Raw genomic sequence first — 25866 nt, 5'->3', positions numbered from 1 at the left:
CCCTCCTGGAGGCGGTGACGGACGGTGACGGTCGAGCCCAAGCTCCTCCCGCTGCGCATCCGCCTCCCGTACGCGACGGAGGAGGACTTCATCGAGAAGTATGGCTCCAACGTCGCGCGTGGGGGCCTCTTCATCGCCACGCGCTCGCCCAAGCCCGAGGGCACCGGGCTCGCCTTCGAGCTGGTGCTGGCCGATGGAGGCCGCCTGCTGCGCGGCGAGGGCATGGTGGTGAAGGCGCAGACCGAGGGCGCACGCGCCGGCATGACCGTGCGCTTCGTCCGCCTGGATGCGCACAGCAAGGCGCTCATCGACCGCATCCTGGCCCGCCGCACCGAGACTCCTCCCACGTCCGAGAAGCCACGCGCGGATGAGCCCCAGCAGGCCGCGCCGAAGCGCGGGCGCCCCGTCATCTCCGCGGAGGCGCTTCGCAAGCAGGCCGCGAACCCGCCCCGCCCCGCCGCTCCCGTGGCGCCGAAGCCGGCCGCGCCCGATGCCACCGCTTCGAGGGCAGCGGCTCCGGTCCCGACGCCCGCCGCGAAGCCGGCGGCGAAGCCAGCCATACCCGCCACGCCGTCACAGAACGGCGCCGCCCCTCCGAAGCATCCGGCCCCGGTGCCAACCCGGCAGGCGGTCCCGCCTGCTCCGAAGCCGGCCGCGCCCCCTCCTCCGGCGGCGGTGAGACCTCCCGCTCCCATCGAGCAGCGGGCCCCAGTTGCACCCCCAGAGCCGCCCGAGGCCCTCGCACCGGCGAGCGTCCCGGTCACCGCATCCGTGGTGCCCACCGTCGCGGAGGTTGCCGCCCCGGCGATCCCGGAGCGCCCCTCGCCCGAGGCATCCACGCGACCCACGACCCAGGATCTCATCGCCAACGCCATCCTGGATCATCTTGCTCCCGAGGACCTGGAGCCCTCGCTCATCTCCCCGCTGGAGTCGGAACTACCCGTTTCCATCGCACCGGCACCGACGGCTCCCGCTCCGGCGGAGCCGTCCGTCGTCGAGACACCGGCACCGCCCGTGCCCACCACGGCGGAGCCCGCCGTCCCGCCCTCCGCACGAGAGGAGCCCGTCACCGAGACACCGGCACCATCCGCTCCCGTCACGGCGGAGCCCATCGCGCCTCCCGCCGCCCGTGAGACGCCCGCGCCCACCGAGCCCCTCCCCGAGGAGCTCCGCCGTCCGCCCTCGCCGGAGTTCAAGGGCCGTCGGCGCGCCATTCTCGATGTGGCCGTCTCCCCTCCCGTGACGGTCACCCATCCCGAGGTGGTGCTCGGCATCGACCTCGGCACCTCGGGCGCGCGTGTCGCCGTGCACCATCTGGGTCGGCTCCAGCTCATCACCCTTGGCGAGACCCCATCGCTCCCCTCGCTCGTCGCCATCGACGAGACGGGCCAGCTCCTCGTGGGCACCGCGGCGCGAACCGAGGCCGAGCGCGCTCCGCGTCACGCCGCCCATGGGCTCCGCCGGTTCCTCGGGTTGCGCGCCCGTTCGCCCCTGGTGCGCGCGCTCGGCGGCCCCCTGCCCTTCTCCATCGTCGCCGGCCCGCGCGGTGACGCCAGCATCGAGCTCCGCGGCCAGAGCCACCTCCTGCCCGAGCTCGCCGCCCGGCTCCTGCGCGAGCTCAAGTCCGCCGCCGCCACCTTCCTCGGCCACGAGGCCACGCGGGCCGTCCTCTGCGTCCCCGCCCACTTCGACGACCGGCAGCGCGCCGCCATGCGCGAGGCGGGCACGCTCGCCGGGCTCAACGTCCTGCGCATCCTCAACGCCCCCTCGGCCGCGGCGCTCGCCTTCGGCCATGAGCGGGGGCTCGCCCGCAAGCGCATCCTCGTGGTGGAGCTGGGCGGTGGCGGGCTCGACGTGTCCGTCGTCCAGCTCACCGGAGACGACCTCGAGGTCATCACCACCGGAGGAGACCCCACCGTGGGCGGCATGGACTTCGACGCGCGCATCGCCGAGGCCATCGCCAGCGATCTCCAGGCCCAGGGCGTCCCGCGCCCCGAGCACCCCTCCGACTGGAGCCCGCTGTTCACCGCCGCCGAGGCCGCCAAGGTGGCCCTCAGCGAGCAGGAGCAGGTCTCCGTTCCCCTCCCGGGCGGCCTGCCCCCGTTCTCCCTCGACCGGGAGCGCCTGGAGGCCCTCACCGCGGACCTCGTGCAGCGCATCACCCTCGTCGTGCGCCAGGTGCTCGAGTCCAGCGCGCTCACGCCGCAGGGGCTCGACGAGGTGCTGCTGCTCGGGGGCCAGGGCCGCTCGCCGCTGGTGCGCCGCCGGCTGGAGGAGAGCCTGGGCGTGCCCGTGCGCGCGGACGTGGAGGCCACCCACTCCGCGGCGCTCGGCGCGGCGCTGCTGGGCCAGGGCATCCTCGACGCGGAGGCGGGCAAGCCCGGCGCCACCGTCTCCGAGGTGCTCTCCGTCCCCATCGGCGTGGCCGAGCGCGGGGGCACGCTGCGCCGCGTCCTGGAGCGCAACACCCGCCTCCCCGCGGAGAAGACGCTCGTCCTCCCCATCACGCCCGGGCCGCTCGTGCTCGCGCTCTTCCAGGGGCCTTCGCCGGTGGCCGCGGAGAACGAGTACCTCGGCACCCTCTCCTTCTCCATCGAGCGCCCCGGCGAGGCCGAGGTGCACTTCAGCCTCTCGCAGGACGGCACCCTGTCGCTGGCGGCCACCCTGCCCGGCGTGAAGCGCCACTCCGTCACCCTCGCGGCGGACATGCCCGAGGACGCGGAGCTGGAGGCCGTCATCTCCCGCTCTCCGCTGGAGGGCGAGCCCGGGAATCGTCCGGGTGGGCTCCTCTCCGGCCTGCGCAAGCTCTTCGGACGCCGCTGAGCACCGCCCCGGGGAGCGAGGGGCCCTGCGAGCGGCCCACGTCACGCCCGAGTCGCGCACGAGCACCCGAGCCCCGACGGGGCTCAGACCTTCTCATTCCGGACGAATGGCCAGATTTCGTCCAGCAGACACCCAGTGTCGAAATGATGGGAGGACGAGATGAGGCGTTCGTGGATGGGTGGTTTCGCGTTGGTGGCCCTGTGCACCGCTGGCTCGGCGTTCGCGGCCGTCGATGCCACGCGCGTGGGCCAGGAGCTCAAGTACGACGAGAACCAGACCAAGGTGGGCGTGGACGTCCGCGTGGGCGTGGGTGGCCTGACCGGTGACTCGGGCGACCGGACGGCCCCGGGCCCGCTGCTCGGAATAACGGCCGCGGCCCAGCCCTGGCGCCTCATCGGCCTCGAGGGCGGCATCGAGGGCCAGCGCCTGCCCATCGACGACGTGCGCGTCGGAGACGAGCAGGCCCTGTACCGCTACAACGTCGGCGTGCTGGCCAAGGCCGGCCCGCTCGTGATGGACGACAAGCTGCGGCCGTACGTGGGAGCGGGCGTCGGCTTGAGCTACATCAACGCCACCGACGGCGCGGACTCCCTCTACGACAACGACTTCATCGAGGAGGTACCGCTCGCGGCGGGCCTGGACTACCGCTTCAGCGAGAGCATCTACGCGGGCGCGCGCGCCACGTACCGCGTCCTCTTCGGCGAGGAGTTCGCGGACACGGCCGATCCGGATGGTGACACCAGCGGCAACCTGGTCAACTTCGGTCTGATGGTGGGTGGCCGCTTCTAGCCCGCCCGGCGTCGAGCACCCCGAAGACGCGCCCCGCCCCACCTCGCGAGCCGAGGTGCGGCGGGGCTTTCTCGTCCCTCATGCCACCAGGGGCGCGGGTGCAGAGGGCTGCTCGGCGGAGTGGACCGGCAGGGACACGCGGAAGGTGGTGCCACGGCCCGGCTCGCTCTCCACGGAGAGGTCTCCACCGTGCGCGGTGATGATGCGGTGGCAGACCGACAGGCCCAGCCCGCTTCCCACGCCCGCCGGCTTGGTGGTGAAGAACGGACGGAAGATGCGCTCCAGGTTCTCCGGAGGAATCCCACAGCCCGTGTCGGACACCTCCACGAGGACGCGTGAGCCCTCCCCTCGCCGGGCGATCAGCCGGATCTCATTGCGCTCCACCGCTCCCGGGGTGATGGCGTGGGCCGCGTTGAGGAGCAGGTTGAGGAACACCTGGCACAACCGCGCGGCATTGCCGTGCACCCGGGGCACGCCTTCCGACTGCATCACCAGCCGCGCGCGGAGGCGGATCTCATGCGCCGCCATCTTCGACGCGCTCCGCAGTACCGCGCCCAGGTCCACCGCTTCGCTCCCCGCGTCGTCCGCACGCGAGAGCAGCTTGAGATCCTGCACCAGCAGGCGCACCCGCTCGGCCCCCTCCTGCGCCTCCGCGAGCGCCTCCAACCACTCCTCGCGCTCCAGCGAGGAGGGAGTGCCCTGACGGCCCAGCTCCTCCCTCACGTAGCCGAGATTGCCCAGGATGAAGGCCAGCGGGTTGTTGATTTCATGGCCCACGCTCGCGGCGAGCTGGCCGACGGTCGCCAGCCGGTCGGCGAAGAGGAGCTGGCCATTGGCCTCCTCCAGCTCGGCGGTGCGCTGGCGCACGGTCTCCTCCAGCAAGGCGTTGTAGCGCCGCATCTCCCGCTCGGAGGACTCGGCCTCCGCCTTGGCGAGCCACTCCTTCTGCCGCACGGTGTCACGCAGCTCGGCGGCCATCCGGTTGAAGGCCCGCGCCAGCATGCTGTACTCGTCCTGCCCCCTCACGGGCAGCTCGGTCGTGAAGTCGCCCCGCCCGATGCGCTCGGCGCCCCGCAGCAGCTCCCTCGACGAGCGGTGCAGGGCGACGAGGATGGTGGCCGCCAGCCCGAACACGACAATCAGGGCCACCAGGGGAACGACGACCCCGAGGAACTGGGTGAAGCGCAGCGTCTCGAGCCGCACGTACTTGTGCCGCGCCACCTGGGCGCGCTTGGCCTCCCAGGCCTTCTCCAGGTGCGGAATCACCTCCGCGTGGAAGGCATCGAGCGTTCCGTGCAGCACCTGGTCCACGGCCCCCGCTGGAGCCGCCCGCACACGCGCTTCCGTCCACCGCATCCACCCCAGGTGCGCCGCCCGGACCGCGTCGATGCGCGCGAGCTCCTCCGGCAGGGCCTCGGGCCCCACCTCCTGCCGCACCAGCTCGCGCAGTCGCTCGAAGTCCGCCTCGACCCGCCGCTCCTCCCGCGCGAGCACCTCTCCCAGGTCCTGTCCCCGCTCCCGCGCGTCGATCAGCGCGTGGGGAACGGAGACCTCGTCCCCGTTCAGCTTCCCGTAGAGGGAGTGCTGCTCCTGCATGGAGAAGATCTGCTCGGTGCTCCGTCGCCCCTGGATGGACAAGGCGAACAGCGCGCCTCCCACCACCACGACGAGTCCCACGGCTACCGACGCGAACAGCAGTACCCTGGCACGCACAGTCATCGGGTTGGCCTCTCGGACGGACCGCCGGACATCCACCGGCTCACACCCACCCTCCTGACCGCACCCTGGTCCCGGGGCCCCCATACCTCAGGGGGGCTTTTCGGAACACAGCGGAAATCTACAACGGCACTACAACTGTCAACCACCCATCAAAGGGCGCTGCGCGCGAGCAGGGCCTCGGGGCGGGGATCCTTCTCCCAGGCCTCGAGCACGGCCTGGGCCGGCGAGCGGCCGGAGGCGGCCACCTGGGCGAGGGGCTCGAGCAGCGGCGCATCCGCGGCATCCAGCCGCTCCAGGCCACGGCGGGCAATGGCCACCATCTCCGCGGCGAGCCGGTGCAGCTCGTGGTTGCCGAGCTTCCCCGCCAGACCCTGCCGACGCGAGGTGTCGTGGAAGGCCAGGTGCTCCTCGTAGGACAGGCGCGGCAGCAGCCGCTCGCCCTCTTCCATCGCGCCCGGGTCGTACAGCAGCCCGCGCCACAGCGCGGCGAGCGCGCCCGTCATCGGCGCCGACACGCAGTCCGCGCCACGCACCTCCACCACCTTCTTCAGTCGCACCTCGGGGAAGAGCGTGGAGAGGTGATCCGTCCAGTCCGTCATGTCGGCGGGCTGGCCCTCGAAGCCCTCCTTCATGAACTGGCGGAAGGTCATCTTCGGGCGGAGATACTCGCCGCGCCGGCGCAGGAAGAGGATGGGCGCGTCCAGGGCCCATTCCACGTAGGCGCGGTAACAGAAGGAGCCGTCGAAGAAGGAGCGCAGATATCCACAGCGGGTGGGATCCACCTCGTCCCACACCCGGCTGCGGAAGGACAGGTAGCCGGAGGGCTTGCCGTCCACCAGCGGGCTGTTGGCGTAGAGGGCCACCATGAGGGGGGCCAGGCGCGCCACGAGCACCGTCTTGCGCACGCAGTCGGCCTCGTCCTCCCAGTCGAGGGAGACCTGACCGGTGGAGGTCATCAACATCATGTTGTGCGCCAGACGGCCCCGCTCGGGCAGGCTCTGCCGCATGGCGACGTAGCGCGTCTTGGGCATCCACGACATCTCGGGCGGGGTGCCGAAGGGGCGGTAGCCCAAGGCCACCAGCCGCAGACCGAGCGCCTCGGCGGCGGCCTTCACCTCGGAGAGGTGGGCGAGGTTCTCCGCGTGGGCCTCGCGCGCGGTGCGCCAGGGCGAGCCGGACAGCTCCAATTGCCCGCCGGGCTCCAGGGAGATGGTGAGCATCCCCTTCTGCAGGGCGATGGCGGGGGAGGTCGGCGTCTCGCGGAAGGGGGTGTAGCCCGCCGGAGCCAGCCGCTCGAGCAGCGCGCCGATCCCCGAGGGGCCCTCGTAGGGCACCTGTCGCGCGGACTGGAGCGGGTAGACGAATTTCTCGTGCTCGAGACCCAACAGGTGGCTGGAGCGAGGCTTTTCCGCGGACCGGAAGCCGGCCAACAACATGTCGACGGAGGTGATCGGCTCGGTGGCCGTGCGCTGGAGGTCGAGAGACATGGCGGGCCCCTATATAACGGTCATTGACCCTGTCGCCGTCATTTGCGCATCGTCCCGACAATGACCCACTCCTCGCCGGTGCCTTCCTTCTCCGCCCGGCCCGGTCCGGCGGACTTCTTCCAGGGACTCGCCCTGCTCCTCCGGTCCTGGAGCCTCATCTTCCGCACGCCCCGGCTGCTGAGCCTGTCCGCCCTGTGCGCGCTCGTCACCCTGGCGGCCCTGGTGGGACTGACCGTCCTGCTCGGAACGTACACACCGCGCCTCTTGGGGTGGCTCTGGACCCAGCCCGAGGCCTGGTATGGCCGGGTCCTCTGGTACCTCGTCCTGGCGCTGATGTTCCTCATCCTGCTGGTGGTGGGGGCCAACGTCGTGCTGCCCCTGGTGCTGGCGCCGCTGCAGGATCCCCTCTCCGAGCGCACCGAGGAGCTGTGCGGGAACTACACCTCGCCGCCCTTCCAGCTGGGGCCCTTCGTGCGGGGGCTGGTCACCAGCGTGGCGCACACCCTGGCGCGTGTCTTCTTCCTGCTCCTGGGACTGGCCGTGCTCTTCCCCCTCAACCTGGTGCCCGTGGCGGGCAACACGGCGTGGACGGTGCTTGGCACCTTGTGGACGATGCTCTGGCTGGCGGGTGAGCATCTGGCCGCGCCGATGACGCGCCACGGGTACCACTTCGCCCAGGTGCGCCGGGCGCTGCGCGAGCGCTGGCTGCTGTGCATGGGCTTCGGCGCGGGCGTCTTCGTCCTGCTCTGGGTTCCGATCCTCAACAGCTTCTTCCTGCCCGTGGCGGTGGTTGGCGGCACGCTCCTCTACCGAGGGCTGCTCGTGGTGGGGACCGTGCCGCCCCCACCCTCCCAGCCGGGCGGGAAATAATCGCCGGGGCCGGTTGTCTCGTCTGGTGGCCCCGGCGCGGGAACGCAGCGCGCGCTCGTGGCGTTATCCGACTCTGCGGGAAGGCCTCCGCTTGAAGCACCGAGGGGTCATGATTAGGCTTGCCCGGTCGCTCCCGGCACAAGTTCCTCACGCCAACTGCTCGAATTCGCTGGGCTTTTCACGCATCACCCCGAGGCTCACGAGCCTCACTCTGGATGGACCATGCCGCGACTCTTTCGCCGGATTCTCGCCGTCGCCGTTCTTCTTGGCGCCTGGGCCCTCGTGGGCAACGACCGGGCGCCCCTGCCCCTGACACTCGGTGCGGCGGAGGCCGGCCAGGGAAACGCTTCTGACTCCACTCGCCTCTCGGGTGAGAAGGGAGGCTCGCAGCACGAGCTCTCCTCCCTGCGCGTCTTCACGAAGGTCATCCTCTATGTGAAGGACAACTACGTCGACCCCAAGCGCGTGCGGCCCAAGGAGATGATGATCTCCGCGCTGGAGTACGTGGAGAAGAGCGTCCCGGACGTGCTCGTGGACGGCAACGCCGAGACGGGCAGGCTCAACGTCAATGTCAACGGCAAGACGCGCGAGTTCGACATCAGCCACGTCGACTCACTGTGGAAGATGTCCTTCACGCTCAAGGACGTCTTCGACTTCGTGAACAAGAACATGCGTCCCATGGAGGAGACGCGTGACATCGAGTACGCGGCCGTCAACGGGATGCTCTCCACGTTGGATCCGCACTCGGTGCTGCTGCGCCCCGAAATCTATCGGGAGATGAAGCTGTCGACGAAGGGTGAGTTCGGCGGCCTGGGCTTCGTCATCCAGATGCGCGAGGGCAACCTCACGGTGGTGAAGGTGCTGCCCAAGACGCCGGCGGCTCGCGCGGGCATCCTCAAGGACGATCAGATCAAGAAGATTGGCGAGGAGTCCACGGTCAACATGGACCTCAACGAGGCCGTGGGGAAGCTGCGCGGCCAGGTGGACAGCCGCGTCTCCATCACCGTGGATCGCAAGGGCTGGGACAAGCCGCGCGCCATGACGCTCAGCCGCGCGATGATCTCCATCGAGAGCGTGCAGTCCAAGCTGCTCGCCGGCAACGTGGGCTACGTCCGGCTGAAGAACTTCCAGGGCAACACCACGAGGGACTTGCAGGCGGCGCTCTCCGAGATGCGCCGGCAGACCGAGTCCAAGGGTGGGCTCAAGGGCGTGGTGCTGGACCTGCGCGGCAACCCGGGCGGCCTCCTGGAGCAGGCCATCCAGGTGTCGGACACCTTCATCTCCAACGGCACGCTGGTGTCGACGGTGGGCCTGTCGGACAAGCTGCGCGAGGAGAAGCGCGCCCGTCCGGACGAGGGTGAGGACACCTTCCCGGTGGCGGTGCTGGTGAACGCGGGCAGCGCCTCGGCCTCGGAGATCGTCGCCGGCGCGATGAAGAACCTCAACCGCGCGGTCATCATCGGCCGCCAGACGTTCGGCAAGGGCAGCGTGCAGGTGCTGTACGACTTCCCGGACGACAGCGCGCTCAAGCTGACCATCGCCAAGTACCTCACCCCGGGCGACGTCTCCATCCAGGAGGTGGGCATCATCCCGGACATCGAGCTGGTGCCCTCGGCCGTCACCGACGAGCGCGTGCTGGTGTTCGCCCCGCGCAAGACGATTGGCGAGGCGGACCTCGACCAGCACTTCGGCAACCCGAACTCGGACTCGGTGGCCAAGAAGCGCGAGGACGTGCTCGGCCGCGAGAAGCCGCTCGAGACGGTGAAGTACCTCAAGCTGGACGAGAAGCAGCAGGCGCTGGCCAAGAAGGCGCAGGAGGAGGCCGCCAAGAACAACGAGACGGCGTCCAAGGACCGCTCCGGCGGCCACCCGCTGCTGGACGTGGACTCGGTGGGCACGGGCGAGGAGCTGGATGATCAGCTCGACGCGGAGAGCCAGGAAGAGGTGAAGGAGGACTTCGAGGTGCAGTTCGCCCGGGACTACGTCCTCCAGGTGCCCTTCACGGACCGGCGCCAGATGCTGCAGAAGGGCAAGACCTTCGTGGAGCAGAAGCGCCGCGAGGAGGAGCAGCGCATCAGCTCCGCCATCAGCGCGCTCAACGTGGACTGGAGCGCGGGCCCCACGCCCAAGGACGTGAAGCTCACGGGGAGCTTCAGCCCCGCCGCGGACCAGCACATCGCCGCGGGCGAGACGTTCGACATGACCGTCACCGCGGAGAACAAGGGCGGCGAGGCCCTCAAGCGGGTGCGTGCCTACACGGAGAGCGACAACTTCTACCTGGACCGCCGCGAGTTCCTCTTCGGCAGCCTGGCGCCGGGGGAGAAGAAGACGTGGAAGGTGAAGGTGCGCCTGCCCAAGGACCTGACCTCGCGCCGCGACGACGTGACGGTGAAGTTCTTCGACGACAATGGCGCGCTGCCCACCACGGTGGTGAGCGAGCTGAACTTCGCGGAGCTGCCGCGTCCCGCCTTCGCCTTCAACTGGCAGGTCATCGACACCTGCGAGACGTGCAACGGTGACGGCGTGGCCCAGCGCGGCGAGGACATCATCCTGGTGCTGGACGTGACGAACACCGGCAAGGGCAAGGCGCTCGACTCGTTCGCGCAGATCAAGAATGTTGGCGACCCGAACATCTTCATCGAGAAGGGCCGCTTCAAGCTGGGCGAGCTGGCCTCGGGCGAGACGAAGACGGCGCGCTTCCAGCTGGAGGTGAAGAAGGGCTTCCGCGAGGCGACCTTCCCGCTGAAGCTGGCCATCGTCGACGAGCCGCTCGAGGAGTTCGCCATGGAGAAGCTGGAGCTGCCGGTGTCGGACGTGCCGGTGGCGAAGCTCGAGCCGAAGAAGAGCCTGGTGAAGGTGGCGGAGAAGGCGGAGCTGCTGGGCTCGCCGCAGCAGGACGGCACGGTGCTGGCGAAGCTGTCCAAGCCGGCGGTGCTCAACGCCGAGGCCGTCACCAAGGGCTTCTACCGCGTGGAGCTGGAGAAGGACCGCTTCGCCTTCGTGCGCAGCCAGGACGTGCGCGAGGCGCGCGGCAAGGCCACCCCGGTGCAGGGTCTGACGTACGTGGCCCGCCGCTCGCCGCCGGAGATCAAGCTGGACGTGGACTCCACCCAGGGCGGGCTGGTGGCCAACGGGGACAAGTACACCCTCACCGGCGAGGTGGATGACGCCCAGGGCCTGCTGGACATGTACATCCTGGTGAACGACCAGAAGGTGTACTTCCAGGGCGTGGACCAGAACGCGAAGGCGAACGAGCCGCGCAAGCTCAAGTTCACCACCGAGTTCTCCCTCAAGGAGGGCAACAACAACGTCCTGGTGGTGGCGCGCGAGAGCACCGACTTCGCCAGCCGCCGCACCCTGGTCATCCGCCGCCGTCCGGCCGAGCTGGCCCAGAAGCTGGGCTCGGCCGCGGCGCCGGCCTCGGCCACCAAGCCGGGCAAGAGCGCGACGCCGTAAGTAGCGCGACTATCGCCTTCCTTCCGGGCGGCTTTCGTCGGGGCTCACCCGCCCCCTCGGAAGCCGCCCGTTTTATTGACGCTTTCCTCGGACGCACGCTAGCGTCACCCCGTTTGGCGCCGTCGCCGGACGTGCGCCTTGGGAGGCGGTACTGAGGATGCGGACGTTCAGCCGTTGGATGGCCCTGGCGGTTCTGGTGAGCGGCCCCGCCGCGTACGCGGATCGCAACGACTTCCAGCTCACGAAGCTGGGGAACCCGAACCGGTTCAGGTCCTTGGGCTCTACTGATCTCTCGACCAACTACAACCCGGAGGCCAACGGGGACTTCCGTGCCTTCGCCCGCACCTTCGCCGCGGTGATGACCTCGGCCAACCTGATGCCCCCGGAGACGCTGGGGCACGCGGGCTTCGCCGTCAACGCGGAGCTGAGCGTCATCGGCCTGCCCACGCTGGGCAGCGAGGACGGCCAGGTGCTGCTGCCCACGGAGAGCACGCAGACGGACTCGCTGCTGCTGCCCTCGGTGCATGTGCGCAAGGGCCTGCCCTTCTCGCTCGAGCTCGGTGCGCGCGTGGGGTGGATCGACCGCAGCAACATGTTCGCCACCACGGGCGAGCTGAAGTGGGCCGTCAACGAGGGCTTCACCTGGCTGCCGGACATCGGTGTGCGCGCCCACGTGACGCAGCTGCTGGGCAACAAGGACTTCAACCTGACGGCGGCTGGCCTGGACGTGGGCGTGGGCAAGCAGTTCCCGCTCGGGGGAATGGTGACACTCACCCCCTACGGCGGCATCGACCTGGTCGGTGTGGCGGCCAGCTCCGACACGCTCGACTTCGATCAGCGCCGGCAGGTGCCGACGGACCCCAACTCCAACCCCTACGCGGGCCTGGACAACACCGGCATCTATGAGCAGGTGAAGCTGGGCGAGAACATCAACACCCGCTTCTACGGTGGCGTGCGCTTCATCGGCGGCGCGCTGCAGCTTGGCGCCGAGGTGTCCCTCAGCAACCAGGGCACCCTCCAGGTGGCCAACACCACGACGGGTGCCGTCAGGGACCGGGCCCTGCCCGCGGTGTTCGCCTTCAACACCACGCTCGGCCTGGACTTCTAGGCCCCGGCGCGCAGGGCCTCGCGCACGGCGCGGGGCCTGTTGGTGATGAGGTAGGAGACGCCCATCTCCTCCATCGCCCGGGCGCGCTCCGCGTCATCCACCGTCCACACCGCCACGCGCAGCCCCCGGCGGCGCCACTCCTCCACGCGCTCCGGCGTGCACTGCTCGTGGTACGGGTGCACCGAGTGTGACGAGACGAGCGGCGTCACCACGTACGCCTGCGGCCCCCAGCGCTTGTCCGGGTCGATGAGGAAGCCGCGGCGCAGCGACGGCGCGGCGGCCGCCGTCCGGAAGAGGCACAGCGGGTTGAAGCTGGAGATGACCACGCGCTCGGCCAGCTCCCGGCGGGTGACGAGCTCCGCCACCTTCTGGGACAGGCCTCCATCGTCGGCGTGGTCGCACTTGAGCTCGATGTTGACGAGGAAGTGCGCGGGCAGCGCGTCCAGCACCTCCTCCAGCAGGGGAATGCGCTCGGGCGCGAAGCCGAGCCGGCTGCCCACGTCCGCCTGCTTCAGCTTCCACCAGGACGTGGTGCGCACCTCCCAGGGCAGGCCCGCGAGCCGGTCCAGCTTCTCGTCGTGGCACACCACCACCTCGCCGGAGCCGCACACCATGGCGTCCAGCTCCACGCCATCGGCCCCCTGGGCCACGGCCTCCTGGAAGGCGGCGAGGGTATTCTCCGGGGCATCGGCGCTGGCACCTCGGTGGGCGAGCAGGAGCATGTCACCAGTGTGCGACAGCCCGCCCCGGGGAGCGAGCGTCCCGAGAACCGCCGTCCACGGAGTGACAGGCGGCTTGCCTCACCCCGGGCTTTGCTGCACTGTGCGCGGCATGCTGGGGCTGCGTACCGGGGAGATTCTCTTCATCGCCTTCATCCTCGTGGTGGTGTTCTCCGCCGCGCGGATGGGCCAACTCGGCAACGCCGTGGGCAAGTTCGTCTACTCGTTCAAGAAGGCCTCCAAGGGCGAGGACCTCGTGGACGCGAAGACCCTGCCCCGCTCCAAGCGCGGCCAGGACGTCTCCGACGCCGAGTACACCGACTCCGGCCCCAAGCGCGGCTGAGCCCGCCTTCAGCGCTGCCCGGACGCGCCGTCCAGCAGGCGCGCGGCCTGCTCGCGCAGGGACGGGTGCACGGAGGAATCCGCCGCCAGCTCGGACAGGTCGCTCGTGCTGAGCAGGGGGACGATCTTCACCCCCACCTCCGGCGGCAGGTACGGGTTGAAGACGAGCGCGCGGCGCACGGCGTGGCGCGAGGACCAGCGCGGTGACTTCCAGATCTCCATCAGCGGCTCCGGACGGGCCGGGCGGCGTGCCGCCATGCGCACCACCAGGGGCTCGGTGAGGCGGGGGTTGAGGAGCGCGTTGCGCACCACCGCGGGATTGCTCACCGTGACCAGCCGCGAGAGCACGTCCGGATCCCTCGTGAGCCGGGCCTGCTGCTTGAGGTGCCCCAGCGACTGGTTGGAGACCTGGGCGTCCGCCTTGGCCGCCGCGCCCTCGTCCAGCTCCTTGCGGGCCGGCGCCGTCTCGAAGAGGTCCGCCACCGACTCCAGGGACTGCACCTCGGCCATGCGGCGCAGCGAGTCCGCGTAGGGGATGTTCGCCGCCTCCTGGCCCAGCGCCCCCACGAAGGCGGAGAGCACGCAGGTGGCCGGCTCCCAGCCCCCACGGGCCAGGAAGATGACCTCGTGGAGGAGCTCGTTGGCATCCAGCGGATCCCGCTTCGCCAGCTCGCGCGCGGCGGCCTTGCGGACGATCTCCGCGCTCCCACTCAGGGCATGGAGCCGCCGGACGACGCTCTTGGCCTCCTCACGGCTGGGCATTGCCCGCGTTCCCCTCCTTGGCCAGGGACTCGAACGTCACGTCGAGCCGGAAGCCGGCCAGATCCGCCGGGTACTCGTAGAAGAAGACGACGAAGGGTGCCCGGGCCCCGGGAGCCACCTCTTTGGCGGCTCCGTCCAGGCGGCTCCGCAGCGCGTCGGCCTCACTGGCGCTCACGAGCGAGTAGAGCTCCTCCGGCGTGGGCACGGCGCCCACGAGGCCCTCCGCGCTCTTCACCCGCTGGTCCCCTTCGTACAGCGCGACGCGCGCCTTCACCCGGACGGGAGCGGTGCCCCGGTTCTCCACCTCGCCCCGGACGAAGAAGAGGGTGTGTCCGTCACGCGTCTCGTAGAGGCCGTTGGAGAGGTCCTTCGGCACCAGGGGCAGCGTGGGCGACACCATCTCCCTCATGCGCGAGGGCGACAGCGCCGACAGCTCCACCCGGCCATCGTTGAGCCAGGCGCTGCCCACGGCGACGAGGCCGACCACCAGCACCGCCGCCACGACGAGCTGAGCGGCCACCGCGGCCAGACGCTGCACCAGACGCGGACCCTGGCGCTCGCTGGGAGCCTCCTCCTTCTTCGGAGGCGGGGCGGCAATCACCGGCGGCGGGGGCGTCGGTGTCGGCTGCATGGCCGGAAGATCGGCGAGGATCTCCCGACCCTGGGGAGCCCCCGGCCCCGGGAAGTCCGGGAACGGATTGCGCTCCGTCGGAGCCCCCGACTTGGCCAGCGGGGTCGCCGGGACCGTCTGCGTGGCACCCCAGTCCGGAATACCCGCCGGAACGGCGCCCTGCGGAGCGCCCCAATCCGGGATGCCCGACGGAACGGCCCCCTGCGGAGCACCCCAATCCGGGATGCCCGACGGAGCGGCCGCGGGAGTCGGAGCAGGAACCGGAGCGGGCGCCCTGGCCGCGGGCGCTGGAGGCAGTGCCGCCACGGGATCGAACGAGCCCGAGGGCGTCATGGGCATCCTGTCCGCGGGGGATGGAGGCAGCGCCGCCACGGGGTCGAACGTGGCGAACGGGTTGTTACCCGCCATCGCGTTCGGGGCCGCGGTCTGCATCGGCATCGGCGCGGCGGCACGAGCCGGAGCCGGGGCTGGAGGCGGGGGCTCGTACGAGACGAACGGGTTGTTGCCCTCGAGCCCCTCCATCTCCTCGAAAGCGGGAGCCGGAACCGGAATGGGCGCGGCACTCCGGGGAGGCAGCGTGGGCGTGGCCGGAACCGTCGGCGAATCATCCGGCGGCAGCGCGAACGGATCGTTCTCCTCGAACGCCATCGGCGCGCTGTGCGCCGGGACGGGCGCGGCGCCCCGGGGAGGCAGCGTGGGCGTGGCCGGAACCGTCGGCGAATCATCCGGCGGCAGCGCGAACGGATCATTCTCCTCGAACGCCATCGGCGCGCTGTGCGCCGGGACGGGCGCGGGCGCGGGGCTCCTGGCCGGAACCTGGACCGGCGCGGGGGCGGCGCTCTGGGCCGGCTTGGGCGCCGGTGGGGCACTCCGAGCCGGCACGGGCATCGGAGCCGGCTTGGGAGCCGGCGGCGGCGTGGGCACCGGGTCGGCGAGCATCGCCCCGGCATCGCTCGCGCCGAACGGATCGTTCTCGTCGAAGGTGAAGGGCGCGCTGCTCTTGGGCAGGGCGGGCGCGGGGCTCTTCGCCGGGACCTGGACGGGCGCGGGGCTCTTCGCCGGGACCTGGACCGGCACGGGCGCGGCGGCCTGGGCCGGCTTGGGAGCCGGAGCGGGCTTCGCGGCCGGCGCGGTCGGGCCGGGCTGGGTCGCGCCGAGCGCCAGCGCTCCGGCGGGCTTGTTGGGAAGGGGGGCCTTGGCGGCGAGCTTGAGCGCCTCCGCGGGAGTCGGCGTGTTGTCGCCCATGAACTCCATCAAGGGGTCCAGGTCGATCGTCGCCGGGGTCTTCGGCGGCTCCATCGAGCGGGGCAGCGGGATGGCTGGAGCGCCCCCTCGGGGGACGGCGACGCCGGGACCCGAGGCGGCCGGAGAGCTGCCCGGCGCATCGAAGAGCGCGTCGAGGGAAGAGGCGCCTCCGGGTCGACCCGGAGCCTTGCCCGCCGCGGGGGAACCGCCCCAGGGCACGGAGGACGAGGCGGCGGGCGCGGAGGTCCGGGGAACCTCGAGCGGAGTGCCCGCACGAGGAGTCGCTGGCGGCTTCGCGGACGGAGCCACCTCGACGGAAGGCATGGCCGGGGCGGGCGCGGCGGACGAGACGTCCTCACGCGCCACCCGGAAGGTATGCTGACACTTCGTGCAACGGACCTTGACCCCCTTTTCCGTCACCTTCTCGTCGGGGATCTTGAACCGCGTCTGGCACCGCTCACACTTGACGATCATTCAGGGCTCGGCCGGTCCGAGAGTATAGGCGCAGAGGGCCACCACCGCGAGCATGCCACTCCCCGGCTTGCCCGCTCCCACCCCCTCTGCTACAGGCTTTCCTTCCGCGAAGGTGTGCGAGAGCCCCCGGTAGGCGGAGAATCCAGACATATGAGCGAGCCAGAGCAGGCAGGCGTGCCGGGCAAGGAGCCCAAGGTCATCAAGCGGTATACCAACCGCAAGCTCTACGACACCGTCGAGAGCCGCTATGTGACCCTCGACGAGATTGCCGCGATGATCAAGGACGGCGTGGAGGTCCAGATCGTCGACAATCGGACAAAAGAGGATCTCACCTCGGTCACGCTCGCGCAGATCATCTTCGAGGAAGAGAAGAAGCGGAACCGGATGCCCCTCACGGTGCTCCGGGAGATCATCCGCCATCCGGGCGAGTCGCTGACGGACTTCATCCAGAAGGCGGTCACGCCCCGCGTGGTGTCCATCCGCGAGGAGGCCGAGTCGCGCCTGGACAAGCTGCTGCGGCGCGAGGACAAGCGCGAGGAGGACAAGCAGGAGGGCGAGCCCACGCCCGCCGAGCCGACGGCCGAGCAGGCTCCGGCGCAGCCGCAGGAAGCGGCCGGTGGCTCCGGTGGCGCGAGCGAGCTGCTCAAGGCCAGCCAGCGCGCGCTGGAGGACTGGCAGCGGAAGATCGACGAGCGGGTGAAGCACGTCGTGGAGAACCTGGCGGGCAACCTGCCGGCGCTCGGCCGCGACATGGCGGTGCTGACGCAGCGCCTGGGGGAGCTCGAGAAGAAGCTCGACGAGCTGGAGAAGAAGAACCCGCAGTAACCTGGGAAGCGGGAAGGAAGCCCGCCCCCAAGCCCCGGGAAGAGCTGCTGCCACGTCCCGGGGCCAATAAGGGGCCCAGGTTTCGAGGGCCTCGCGCGCGGACGAGCGCGGACAGCACCAGGTGGAGCTCGAGGGCTATGGCTACCGCTGGTACCGCGTGGGCGGGCTGGACTACATCCTCAAGCGAACGAGGTAGGCGCGGACGTCATCGACGCCTTGCAGCCTACGCCACTCGCTTCTTGCCGCGCTTCGCCTTGGCGGGCGCGCCGTCGTAGATCTCCGACGCGATGGCGCCGAGCATCTTCGCGCCGGTGCTGCTGGGCGCGTACTCCCAGATGGTCTTCCCGTGGCTCTGGGCCTCGTCCACCTTCACGTTGTAGCCCAGCGGCGTGGCCGCCAGCGTGTCTGGGAAGTAGGCCTTGAGGCGCTCGAGGATGGCGGTGGCCAGCGAGGTGCGCCGGTAGAGCGTGGGTACCACCTTGGTGATGCGCAGCTCGGGACGGCCCTCGGTCTCGGCGACCTGGCGGACGGTGTCGGCCACCTCGGCGCAACCATCGAGCGCGAAGTACGTGAGGGCCACCGGCACCACCACCTCCGTGGCGGCCACGAGGATGTTGCGCGTGGTGATGCCCATGGACGGCGGCGCATCGAAGACGATGACGTCGTAGCCGGCGGCCTCGGCCGGGGCGAGCCGCTCCGCGAGCCGGTGCGCGCGGCGCTCGTCATGGGCCACGACCAGCGGGAAGTCCGCCATCTCCTTGTAGGCGGGCAGCACGGACAGCCCCTCGATGGCCGAGGGCTGAATCACGTCCTCCAGGCGCACGCCCGGGTCGGTGAGCAGGTGGAAGACGTTGCGCGGCAGCGTGCGCACGTCCAGCCCGAGCGACTTGCCCGCGTGCCCCTGCGTGTCCAGATCCACCAGCAGGACCTCGAGCCCGCGGTCCCTGGCGAGCCACGCGGCGGTGTTGACCGCCAGCGTCGTCTTGCAGGTCCCACCCTTCTCGTTGATGAAGGCGATGCGCCGCATGGCTTGCCTCTACTTCTTCCGGGCCGCCACCAGCGTGTCCACCTTGGACTCCACGGAGGACAGCAGCCGCTCCAGGTCATCCACCTTGTTGCGCAGCTGCTCCAGGTCCGCGGTGGACGGCAGGTTCATCGCCGACAGCGCCGAGCGCAGCGCGCTGTCCAGCGTGCCCTTGGCGGCCAGCGAGCGCGACACCAGCGTCTGCACCATGGCCACGAACTTCTCGTTGGACATCAGCTGCTGCGCCAGCTTGCCGACGCGCTCCTCGCCAGTCTCGACGAGCTTCTTCACCACCGGGTTGTTCTTGAGCATGGGGGTATCCATCCAGCCGCGTGAATTCATGGGGGTCACGGAAAGTCCTGGAAGAAACGCGCGAACTCTGGAAGGACACGACGCGACGTGTCAAGAGATGGCATCCAGGTGACAGAGCGCGTTGACAGGGCAGAGGGGCGTCCCTACGGTTCGCCGCTCTCGATGGCCGGCCTTCTCGACAAGAGGTTGTGGATCGTCTCCGGAAAGGGCGGCGTGGGGAAGAGCACCATCGCCGCGGCGCTGGCGTTGCGCTCGGCGCGCGCTGGCAGGCGCACCCTGGTGTGTGAGGTCAACACCCAGGAGCGCATCAGCCGCCTGCTCGGGCATCAGCCCGTGGGCCCCCAGGTGACGAAATTGGAGGACAACCTGTGGGCGGTCGACGTCCGGCCCCAGGAGGCCATGCGCGAGTACGCGCTCATGGTCCTGCGCTTCGAGACCCTCTACAAGACGGTCTTCGAGAACAAGGTGGTGCGCTACTTCCTGCGCTTCATCCCCTCGCTGCAGGAGCTGGTGCTGCTGGGGAAGATCCTCTTCCACGCGCAGGAGAAGCGGCCGGATGGCCAGCCGCTGTGGGACAGCATCGTCATGGACGCGCCGGCCACGGGCCACGCCATCACCTTCCTGAGGGTGCCGCAGGTGCTGTTGCAGACGCTGCCGCCCGGGCCGATGACCCGGGAGGCGATGAAGATGCGGGACATCCTGGAGGACCCGGCGACGACGGCGGCGGTGCTGGTGTCGCTGCCCGAGGAGATGCCGGTGAACGAGACGCTGGAGCTGCACTCGGCACTGCGCGACCAGGTGCGGGTGCGCACCCACGCGGCGGTGCTCAACGCGGCCTTCCCCGAGCGCTTCACCGAGGACGACCTGGAGACGCTGGTGGACCACCCGGAGCTGCTGCGGGTGGCGCGGGCGCACCATGACCGGGCGGCGCAGACGGTGCTGGCGGAGATGAAGCTGGAGCGCAACCTGCACGTGCCGGTGTACCAGGTACCGCGCATCTTCACGCCGGGCTTCGGACGCGAGGCCATCGAGCAGGTGATGGGCCACCTGGAGCCACTGGTGACGGGGAAGGCGGAGACATGAACGCGCTCTCCGAGGCGCTGTCGAAGAAGCGCGTGCTGGTGTGCGTGGGCTCGGGCGGCGTGGGCAAGACGACCATCTCCGCGACGCTGGCGCTGCGCTCGGCGGTGGACGGGCGCAGCAGCCTGGTGTGCACCATCGACCCGGCCAAGCGGCTGGCCAACTCGCTGGGCCTGAACGCGCTGGGCAACGTGGAGGCCGAGGTGCCGCCGTCCGCGCTGGAGCCGCTCGGGGTGAAGCCCCGGGGGCGCCTGCACGCGATGATGCTGGACATGAAGCAGACGTGGGACGACCTCATCCTCAAGTACGCCCCACCGGACAAGCGCGAGAAGATCCTCGCCAACCGCTTCTACCAGTCGCTCTCCAGCGCCCTCGCGGGCAGCCAGGAGTACATCGCGATGGAGAAGCTGTGGGAGCTGCGCACGAAGCGCGACTACGAGCTCATCGTGCTCGACACGCCGCCCACGGCGCACGCGCTGGACTTCCTCGAGGCACCCAACCGGGTGCTGGACTTCCTCGACAACGAGGCGGCCAAGTGGCTGCTCACGCCGGCGCTCGCGGCGGGGAAGATTGGCCTGTCGCTCTTCAGCCTGGGCAGCAGCTACGTGGCGAAGACGATCTCCAAGTTCACGGGCACGGAGACGCTGCAGGAGCTGGCGGGCTTCATGATGGCCATCGCCCCGATGAACGAGAGCTTCCGGGAGCGGGCGCGCGGGGTGCGCGAGCTGCTGGAGGCGGAGTCCACGGGCTTCGTGCTGGTGACGAGCCCCGGGCGCGAGCGCCTGGACGAGGTGACGCACTTCCACCGGCTGCTGAAGCAGAACCGGATGGAGGTGGTGGCGGTGGTGGTGAACCGGGTGCACCCGATGCCGGCGCAGGCGCTGTGGGAGGAGGCGAAGGGTCTGATTCCCACCCGGCGCGCGAAGGTGGAGGAGACGCTGCGGGAGCTGACGATGCTGGCGGAGCAGGACGCGCGGGGCATCGCGGAAATTCAAGCGGTGTGTGATGGCACCCCGCTCATCCAGGTGCCGCGCTTCGAGCTGGACGTGCACGACATCGGGGCGCTGTGGCGCACGGCGCGCTACCTCATCGGGGACGAGGCGCTCCCCTCCCCCGCCGCGCTCTCGTCGGGTGAGACCCGGCGGTGAGCGCCCTGCGTTTCAAATTGTTTCGAATCTTGAACGACAATTCCTGACCCGACAAAGTAGATGCACCTGCGAGGATCCTCACGGATCCCGAGGTCTCTCGCCGTGGGTGGGCCGGCCGGCGTGAGGGGGGAGTTCGAGACATGCAACAGAGAAGATTCCGGGGGCTTGGAGCCCTCGTGCTGGCGCTCCTACCGGGGCTGCTCGCCGGGTGTGGTCCATCCGCCGTCGGCAACGCGGGCGAGCCCGCGCTCCGTGAGGATGACCGGGCGCTGTCCGCCAACGAGCCGTACCTGGTGCGCGACATCAATACCCAGGGGCTGGGCTCACGGCCCGAGGCGGTGGCGGTCGTCAACGGCACGCTCTTCTTCATTCGCGGTAGCGGCTCCGGCGCGGGGCTGTGGAAGAGCGATGGGATGGAAGCGGGCACGGTGCTCGTCCGGAGCGCCAACGGCTTCAGCAGCGCCAGGTTCCTCACGGACGTGGGCGGGACGCTGTTCTTCTACGACGGTACCAACCACGCCTTGTGGAAGAGCGATGGAACGCAGGAGGGCACGCTCAGCGTCAAGGGCAACGTGCCCCAGGTGGTGGCGACGGCGGCGGTGAACGGCCGGCTCTTCCTGCTCACCAGCACCTCGCTCTGGGTGAGCGATGGCACCGAGGCCGGGACGGTCCCCATCCAGGGCGACGCGTTCACCTCCGCTCGCGGGCTGGTGGCCGTGAATGGCACGCTCTACTTCTCCGCCACCACGAGCGCGGGGGTCCACCTCTGGAAGAGCGACGGGACGGCCTCCGGTACGGCGCCGCTGAAGCTCGTATCGGCATCGGCGCTCACCACCCTCGAGCTGGTGCCCGTCAACGGCACGCTCTTCTTCCTGGTCAACGACTCCAGACTGGACGATGCCGTGTGGAGGAGCGACGGCACCGCCGAGGGCACATTCCCGCTCCAGGGGGAGCTCGGCGGCTTCGCGTCCCTGGTGGCCTCGAACGGGCGCATCTTCTTCTCGGGCCTGAAAGACCTGTGGACGAGTGATGGGACGAAGGACGGGACGGTGCGCGTCGCGAGCCCCGGCGACTCCATCTCCGCCCTGGTGGCGACGCCGCGAGGAGTCGTCTTCTCCATCTGGCGGGACGACACCGGAGAGGTGCTGTGGAAGAGCGATGGCACGGCCTCCGGTACGGCGCCCGTCGTGGACCCCTGCCCCGCGACCTCCTTTGGGGAGCCATACAAGCTGGCGAGCACCCGGAGCGCGGCGTTCTTCCTCGTCAACTGCAACCCCGGTAGCGCCGATGACGCGCTGTGGAAGAGCGACGGCACGGAGAGCGGCACGGGGCGCGTGAAGGATGACTCCCCGCGGATTCTCGACAACAGCTCGATCGAACCGTCCATCACGGCGGACGTGAATGGGACGCTCTTCTTCTGGGCCGATGACGGCGTCCACGGTTTCGAGCCCTGGAAGAGCGACGGCACGACCGCGGGCACCGTGCTCGTGCGGGACACCGTGCCGGCCCGCGCGGGCTCCGATCCCCAGAGCCTGGTGTCCATCGGAAACACGATCTTCTTCACCGCCAATGATGGCTCCAACGGCAGGAGGCTGTGGAAGAGCGATGGCACGATCCCTGGCACGGTGAGCCTCGAGGCCTCTGGCGCATCCCAACTGACCGCCGTGAACGGGAGGCTCTTCTTCATCCAGGACCGCGTCCTGCTCAGGAGCGACGGGACGGATGCGGGCACGGTGAAACTCCACACTTTCCCCTCCAGCTCCACCACGGGCTACCCCACCTATGTCTCCTCGCTGGTGGACTTCGGCGGAACCCTCTTCTTCACCGTCTGGGACGACACCCACGCCGAGCTGTGGAAGAGCGATGGCACGGTGGACGGCACGGTGCGCGTGAAGGAGCTCTTCACGGGTTACTCGGGAGAGATTGGCTACCCGGTGGTCATGAACGGGACCCTCTACTTCATCGTCGGCAGCGGCTCGAAGAGCCTGGAGCTGTGGAAGAGCGACGGCACGGCGGGCGGCACGGCACGGGTGAAGATCCTGTTGCAGAAGGACGCGAGCATCAACGGGGGCTCGGTGCGAAGCATGGTGGCGGTGAACGGAAAGCTCTTCCTCCTCCTGCAACCACTCGCCTCCAACAATCTCCCGCTCCAACTGTGGCGGAGCGATGGGACGGAGGCCGGGACCCAGTCATTCCCGGAGCTCTTCTCCCGGACGAAGAGCCCGGAGGCGCTCGCGGGGATCGACGGTACGCTCTTCCTGGTGTCCGGCCGCGGCCTCGAGCTGTGGAAGAGCGACGGCACGGTGGAGGGCACGAGCCTCATCCGGCAGCTCCTGAGCGTCTCGGGGAACGAATATCCGACCCTCGGGACGATGGCGAACGTGAGGGGACGGCTGTACCTGACCCTCTACGCCCCCGCGCGCGCTCGCTGGGAGCTGTGGCGGAGTGATGGAACGGTGGCGGGAACGGGCCTGGTCCAACCGCTCCAGCTCGGCGATCAGAACAATTCCAACGCCTACTCCCTGGCCACCTTCGCGGAGGCAGGCAAGCGGATCTTCTTCATTCAGGACGGAGGAGAGGGCCGGGAGCCCTGGGCACTTCCGCTGGCGCCCGTCGAGTGTCCGCTCGGCCTGCCCGCGGTGGAGGCGACGGGCCCGGATGGCGCTCGCGTGGACTTCCCCACCTTCCAGCGGGCCGGTGACGTGGCGTCCTCGCTCCCGGTCAGCACCAGCATCGCCTCGGGGAGCCTGTTCCCGATGGGCACGACCCAGGTGACGCTCACGGCGTCCGACCCGGCCTACCCCGCCACCACGTGCACCTTCTCCGTCACCGTCCAGGACACCACCGCGCCCGACCTGAAGTGCCCGGGAACGGTGACGAGGACGTTCCCAGCCGAGGTGAAGGTCGACTACCAGCCCGCCACGGCCACGGACGCCGTGTCCACGCCGGTGCTGGAGTACAGCATCCCCTCCGGGAGCACCTTCCCCCTCGGGACCACCTCCGTGGAGGTCAAGGCGACGGACACGGCCGGCAACAAGAGTAGCTGTGCCTTCAACGTCGTCGTCCAGGCCAGGCCCCTGGGTTGCGGCTGCGGAGCGACGTCTCCCTCCGCGGCACTGGCGTGGCTGCTGGCGCTCATTCCCCTGGTGGCGCGCCGCCGGCAGCTCTCGTCACGCTGAACGCGGTCAGGAGTCTCGGCACAGCCGGTCCACCCGGCCCAACAGCGTGGGGATGCGCGAGGCTCCGTGCATCCGCCGGACGTGCTCGGCGGCGGTGCGGGCCTCCATCCCCACCGCCGTGACGAACAACGGGCGCCGGCTCTCTCCGCGCAGCACCGGCACCGCCACATGGGCGTGGAACGCCGTCTTCGCCACGCCGATGACGGGCAGGCGCCGCCCGAGCGCCTCGTACAGGTGGGCGCCGAGCCCGGGCCGCTCCTCGCCGAGCCACACGTACCCGTCGATGACCACGGCCTCGAGCGGCTCCGGCACGGCGGCGAGCACTTTCACCAGGTGGGGCAGCTCGCGGCGGTAGAACTGCCCGGGCTCATAGGGCGCGGCGGGAGGGCCTCGCTCCACCAGGTGCGAGGCCTCGGTGGCATCCCCCCAGTCCCGGAAGAGCACACAGGCGGCCACGGTGACCTCGGGTCGGTAATCCACGTCCAGACAGGCCAACATCGTGCACCTCCGAGTGTCCACCGTTCCGCCCGCCCACTCGCTGGACGGCGAGCCATGCGGGCGGGAAAGCCGGGTGGAGGTTAAGCTGGGACCCGTTTTGGGAACTCCGGGGCGGCGGATGCTGTCCTGGAGGCAGGAAACGCGGACGGCCCCCCGGGGGGCCCCTGACGAGACTCGAAGCGGAGGACATACATGTCGGCCACCTGGCGCAAGTGGGTGTTGGTGGGAGTGGTGGGCCTGGTGGGGTGTCGGACGACGGGCACGGCGGTGCGCGATACGGAGACGCCCAGGCATCAGGTCCAGTTCGAGCCGGTGACGGTGACGGGGGATCTGGAGCTGGCGTCGCTCAATGACGAGGAGCTGTTCGCGGGAGGCACGTCGGCCTTCGCGGCGAACGACTTCGCCAAGGCGGCGCGCTATTTCGGGAGGCTGGCGGACTTCTTCCCGGACAGCCAGCACCGGCGGGCGGCGCTCTACAACGCGGGCCTGGCGCACGAGCGGCTGGAGCAGTGGGAGGACGCGAACCTGCGCTTCTCGGAGCTGGCGGACGCGGAGAAGGGAACGGGAGACGCGCTGGACGCGGCCTTCCGGCTGGCGGAGACGCACTACCACCTGGAGCGCTTCGCGGACGCGGCGAAGGTGCTGTCGACGATCGCGGCGCGCGAGGATCTGCCGGTGGGCAAGCGCCTGGAGGCGCAGGTGCAGCAGGGCGTGTGCGAGCTGGAGTCGGGGCAGTCGGAGAAGGCGGAGACCACGCTGCGCAAGGCGCTGGGCACGTACGAGGGGCTGGCGGACAAGGACGAGGTCGAGGACTACTTCCCGGCGCAGGCGCACTTCTTCATCGGGGAGATCTACCGGCTGCACTACGAGACGGTGAAGTTGGATCCGGCCAAGGGCAGCGACGCGCTGGCGAACGATCTGAACTACAAGGCGGAGCTGCTGCTGTCGGCGCAGGGGCACTACCTGCGTTCCATCCGGGTGGGCAACGGCCACTGGGCGACGGCGGCGGGTTCGCAGATCGGGACGATGTACGAGAACCTGTACGAGCACCTGGTGAACTCGCCGGCGCCGGCGGAGCTGGACGCGGAGGAGGCGCAGGTGTACCGCGAGGAGTTGCGCAAGAAGGTGCGGGTGCTGCTGACCAAGTCCATCAACATCTACGAGAGGACGCTGGAGGCGGCGGAGCGAATCGGTTCGCAGAACGCGTTCGTGGACAAGACGCGCAAGAGCCTGGAGAAGATGAAGGCACTGCTGTTGGCGGACACGGACGCGACGCCGGTGCCGTCCGAGCCAGCCGAGACCGGGCCGCACTCCTGAACAAACCCCCTCTCCCTCTGGGAGAGGGTTGGGGTGAGGGTCTACGATACTCCGACCC

Annotated in this window: 19 protein-coding genes; 11 read left to right on the top strand and 8 right to left on the bottom strand. The window is 70.0% G+C overall.

The genetic code is table 11. The features are described 5' to 3' along the window. The first annotated feature begins 24 nt into the window (after window positions 1-24). Entirely contained in the window at window positions 25-2823 is a 2799-nt protein-coding gene (locus JRI60_RS11940; RefSeq protein ID WP_204225975.1) for an Hsp70 family protein, read from the top strand. A 159-nt stretch (window positions 2824-2982) separates the two neighbouring features. Beyond that, window positions 2983-3612, top strand: coding sequence for an outer membrane beta-barrel protein (locus JRI60_RS11935; RefSeq protein WP_239470467.1), 630 nt, complete (start codon window positions 2983-2985; stop codon window positions 3610-3612). Window positions 3613-3690: 78 nt separating this feature from the next. Here JRI60_RS11935 and JRI60_RS53240 read toward each other — a convergent pair whose 3' ends face one another. Beyond that, window positions 3691-5331, bottom strand: a complete 1641-nt coding sequence (locus JRI60_RS53240; protein WP_239470466.1) for a sensor histidine kinase — start codon at window positions 5329-5331, stop codon at window positions 3691-3693. Between the two features lie 149 nt (window positions 5332-5480). Then, window positions 5481-6818 (bottom strand): glutamate--cysteine ligase, encoded by a 1338-nt coding sequence (locus tag JRI60_RS11925; RefSeq protein WP_204225974.1) that lies wholly within the window; start codon window positions 6816-6818, stop codon window positions 5481-5483. A gap of 60 nt (window positions 6819-6878) precedes the next feature. Here JRI60_RS11925 and JRI60_RS11920 point away from each other — a divergent pair, with 60 nt between their 5' ends. The 3 genes from JRI60_RS11920 to JRI60_RS11910 all read left to right on the top strand — a co-directional run bounded on the left by JRI60_RS11920 (window position 6879) and on the right by JRI60_RS11910 (window position 12252). After that, window positions 6879-7688 (top strand): EI24 domain-containing protein, encoded by an 810-nt coding sequence (locus JRI60_RS11920; protein ID WP_204225973.1) that lies wholly within the window; start codon window positions 6879-6881, stop codon window positions 7686-7688. Window positions 7689-7910: 222 nt separating this feature from the next. Beyond that, on the top strand, window positions 7911-11144 hold the full coding sequence (locus tag JRI60_RS11915) for an MXAN_5808 family serine peptidase (protein WP_204225972.1): 3234 nt from the start codon (window positions 7911-7913) through the stop codon (window positions 11142-11144). A gap of 157 nt (window positions 11145-11301) precedes the next feature. Continuing rightward, the gene (locus tag JRI60_RS11910) at window positions 11302-12252 is read left to right on the top strand and encodes a hypothetical protein (RefSeq protein WP_204225971.1); all 951 of its coding nucleotides are present in this window, start codon (window positions 11302-11304) and stop codon (window positions 12250-12252) included. Here JRI60_RS11910 and JRI60_RS11905 read toward each other — a convergent pair. After that, a complete protein-coding gene (locus tag JRI60_RS11905; protein WP_204225970.1) occupies window positions 12249-12974 on the bottom strand; it encodes a glycerophosphodiester phosphodiesterase in 726 nt (241 codons plus the stop codon). The two genes, JRI60_RS11910 and JRI60_RS11905, sit on opposite strands and share 4 nt — an antisense overlap. 109 nt (window positions 12975-13083) lie before the next feature. Here JRI60_RS11905 and JRI60_RS11900 point away from each other — a divergent pair, with 109 nt between their 5' ends. Beyond that, complete coding sequence (locus JRI60_RS11900) at window positions 13084-13314, top strand: twin-arginine translocase TatA/TatE family subunit (RefSeq protein ID WP_204225969.1); 231 nt, start codon at window positions 13084-13086, stop codon at window positions 13312-13314. 8 nt (window positions 13315-13322) lie between these two features. Here JRI60_RS11900 and JRI60_RS11895 read toward each other — a convergent pair whose 3' ends face one another. Beyond that, window positions 13323-14075, bottom strand: coding sequence for a hypothetical protein (locus tag JRI60_RS11895; RefSeq protein WP_204225968.1), 753 nt, complete (start codon window positions 14073-14075; stop codon window positions 13323-13325). Continuing rightward, window positions 14062-16425 carry a zinc-ribbon domain-containing protein gene (locus tag JRI60_RS11890; protein ID WP_204225967.1) on the bottom strand — a complete coding sequence of 788 codons (2364 nt, stop codon included), beginning with the start codon at window positions 16423-16425 and terminating at the stop codon, window positions 14062-14064. Before JRI60_RS11890 ends, JRI60_RS11895 begins: the two co-directional genes overlap by 14 nt. A 150-nt stretch (window positions 16426-16575) precedes the next feature. On the opposite strand from JRI60_RS11890, the gene JRI60_RS11885 reads away from it, so the two are divergent. Next, window positions 16576-17250 carry a polyhydroxyalkanoate synthesis regulator DNA-binding domain-containing protein gene (locus JRI60_RS11885; protein WP_204225966.1) on the top strand — a complete coding sequence of 225 codons (675 nt, stop codon included), beginning with the start codon at window positions 16576-16578 and terminating at the stop codon, window positions 17248-17250. A 223-nt stretch (window positions 17251-17473) separates the two neighbouring features. On the opposite strand, the gene JRI60_RS11880 is transcribed toward JRI60_RS11885, so the two are convergent. Continuing rightward, window positions 17474-18277 (bottom strand): ParA family protein, encoded by an 804-nt coding sequence (locus tag JRI60_RS11880; RefSeq protein WP_204225965.1) that lies wholly within the window; start codon window positions 18275-18277, stop codon window positions 17474-17476. Between the two features lie 9 nt (window positions 18278-18286). Next, window positions 18287-18586 carry a hypothetical protein gene (locus JRI60_RS11875; protein ID WP_204228904.1) on the bottom strand — a complete coding sequence of 100 codons (300 nt, stop codon included), beginning with the start codon at window positions 18584-18586 and terminating at the stop codon, window positions 18287-18289. 162 nt (window positions 18587-18748) lie between these two features. Between JRI60_RS11875 and JRI60_RS11870 the strand changes: the two genes are divergently transcribed. The 3 genes from JRI60_RS11870 (at window position 18749) to JRI60_RS11860 (ending at window position 23993) form a co-directional block, all read left to right on the top strand. Beyond that, window positions 18749-19669 carry an ArsA family ATPase gene (locus JRI60_RS11870; protein ID WP_204225964.1) on the top strand — a complete coding sequence of 307 codons (921 nt, stop codon included), beginning with the start codon at window positions 18749-18751 and terminating at the stop codon, window positions 19667-19669. Next, entirely contained in the window at window positions 19666-20814 is a 1149-nt protein-coding gene (locus JRI60_RS11865; protein WP_204225963.1) for an ArsA family ATPase, read from the top strand. The genes JRI60_RS11870 and JRI60_RS11865 overlap by 4 nt, the downstream gene beginning before the upstream one ends. Window positions 20815-20954: 140 nt before the next feature. Further along, window positions 20955-23993, top strand: coding sequence for an ELWxxDGT repeat protein (locus JRI60_RS11860; protein ID WP_204225962.1), 3039 nt, complete (start codon window positions 20955-20957; stop codon window positions 23991-23993). A 6-nt stretch (window positions 23994-23999) separates the two neighbouring features. Here JRI60_RS11860 and JRI60_RS11855 read toward each other — a convergent pair whose 3' ends face one another. Next, a complete protein-coding gene (locus JRI60_RS11855; RefSeq protein ID WP_204225961.1) occupies window positions 24000-24491 on the bottom strand; it encodes an endonuclease V in 492 nt (163 codons plus the stop codon). Between the two features lie 192 nt (window positions 24492-24683). Here JRI60_RS11855 and JRI60_RS11850 point away from each other — a divergent pair, with 192 nt between their 5' ends. Then, window positions 24684-25808, top strand: coding sequence for a tetratricopeptide repeat protein (locus JRI60_RS11850; RefSeq protein ID WP_204225960.1), 1125 nt, complete (start codon window positions 24684-24686; stop codon window positions 25806-25808). Window positions 25809-25866: the final 58 nt, after the last annotated feature.

Source organism: Archangium violaceum (assembly GCF_016887565.1).
GTDB classification, from domain to species: domain Bacteria; phylum Myxococcota; class Myxococcia; order Myxococcales; family Myxococcaceae; genus Archangium; species Archangium violaceum_B.
Note: the sequence above shows the minus strand (reverse complement) of the source record. Positions and strands in the feature narration are given on the sequence as shown.

Bases quoted from the DNA above. Each gene is read 5' to 3' on its own strand.
- JRI60_RS11935 (WP_239470467.1), top strand. From the start codon at position 2,983: ATGAGGCGTTCGTGGATGGGTGGTTTCGCGTTGGTGGCCCTGTGCACC.
- JRI60_RS53240 (WP_239470466.1), bottom strand. From the start codon at position 5,331: ATGACTGTGCGTGCCAGGGTACTGCTGTTCGCGTCGGTAGCCGTGGGA.
- JRI60_RS11925 (WP_204225974.1), bottom strand. From the start codon at position 6,818: ATGTCTCTCGACCTCCAGCGCACGGCCACCGAGCCGATCACCTCCGTC.
- JRI60_RS11920 (WP_204225973.1), top strand. From the start codon at position 6,879: ATGACCCACTCCTCGCCGGTGCCTTCCTTCTCCGCCCGGCCCGGTCCG.
- JRI60_RS11915 (WP_204225972.1), top strand. From the start codon at position 7,911: ATGCCGCGACTCTTTCGCCGGATTCTCGCCGTCGCCGTTCTTCTTGGC.
- JRI60_RS11910 (WP_204225971.1), top strand. From the start codon at position 11,302: ATGCGGACGTTCAGCCGTTGGATGGCCCTGGCGGTTCTGGTGAGCGGC.
- JRI60_RS11905 (WP_204225970.1), bottom strand. From the start codon at position 12,974: ATGCTCCTGCTCGCCCACCGAGGTGCCAGCGCCGATGCCCCGGAGAAT.
- JRI60_RS11900 (WP_204225969.1), top strand. From the start codon at position 13,084: ATGCTGGGGCTGCGTACCGGGGAGATTCTCTTCATCGCCTTCATCCTC.
- JRI60_RS11895 (WP_204225968.1), bottom strand. From the start codon at position 14,075: ATGCCCAGCCGTGAGGAGGCCAAGAGCGTCGTCCGGCGGCTCCATGCC.
- JRI60_RS11890 (WP_204225967.1), bottom strand. From the start codon at position 16,425: ATGATCGTCAAGTGTGAGCGGTGCCAGACGCGGTTCAAGATCCCCGAC.
- JRI60_RS11885 (WP_204225966.1), top strand. From the start codon at position 16,576: ATGAGCGAGCCAGAGCAGGCAGGCGTGCCGGGCAAGGAGCCCAAGGTC.
- JRI60_RS11880 (WP_204225965.1), bottom strand. From the start codon at position 18,277: ATGCGGCGCATCGCCTTCATCAACGAGAAGGGTGGGACCTGCAAGACG.
- JRI60_RS11875 (WP_204228904.1), bottom strand. From the start codon at position 18,586: ATGCTCAAGAACAACCCGGTGGTGAAGAAGCTCGTCGAGACTGGCGAG.
- JRI60_RS11870 (WP_204225964.1), top strand. From the start codon at position 18,749: ATGGCCGGCCTTCTCGACAAGAGGTTGTGGATCGTCTCCGGAAAGGGC.
- JRI60_RS11865 (WP_204225963.1), top strand. From the start codon at position 19,666: ATGAACGCGCTCTCCGAGGCGCTGTCGAAGAAGCGCGTGCTGGTGTGC.
- JRI60_RS11860 (WP_204225962.1), top strand. From the start codon at position 20,955: ATGCAACAGAGAAGATTCCGGGGGCTTGGAGCCCTCGTGCTGGCGCTC.
- JRI60_RS11855 (WP_204225961.1), bottom strand. From the start codon at position 24,491: ATGTTGGCCTGTCTGGACGTGGATTACCGACCCGAGGTCACCGTGGCC.
- JRI60_RS11850 (WP_204225960.1), top strand. From the start codon at position 24,684: ATGTCGGCCACCTGGCGCAAGTGGGTGTTGGTGGGAGTGGTGGGCCTG.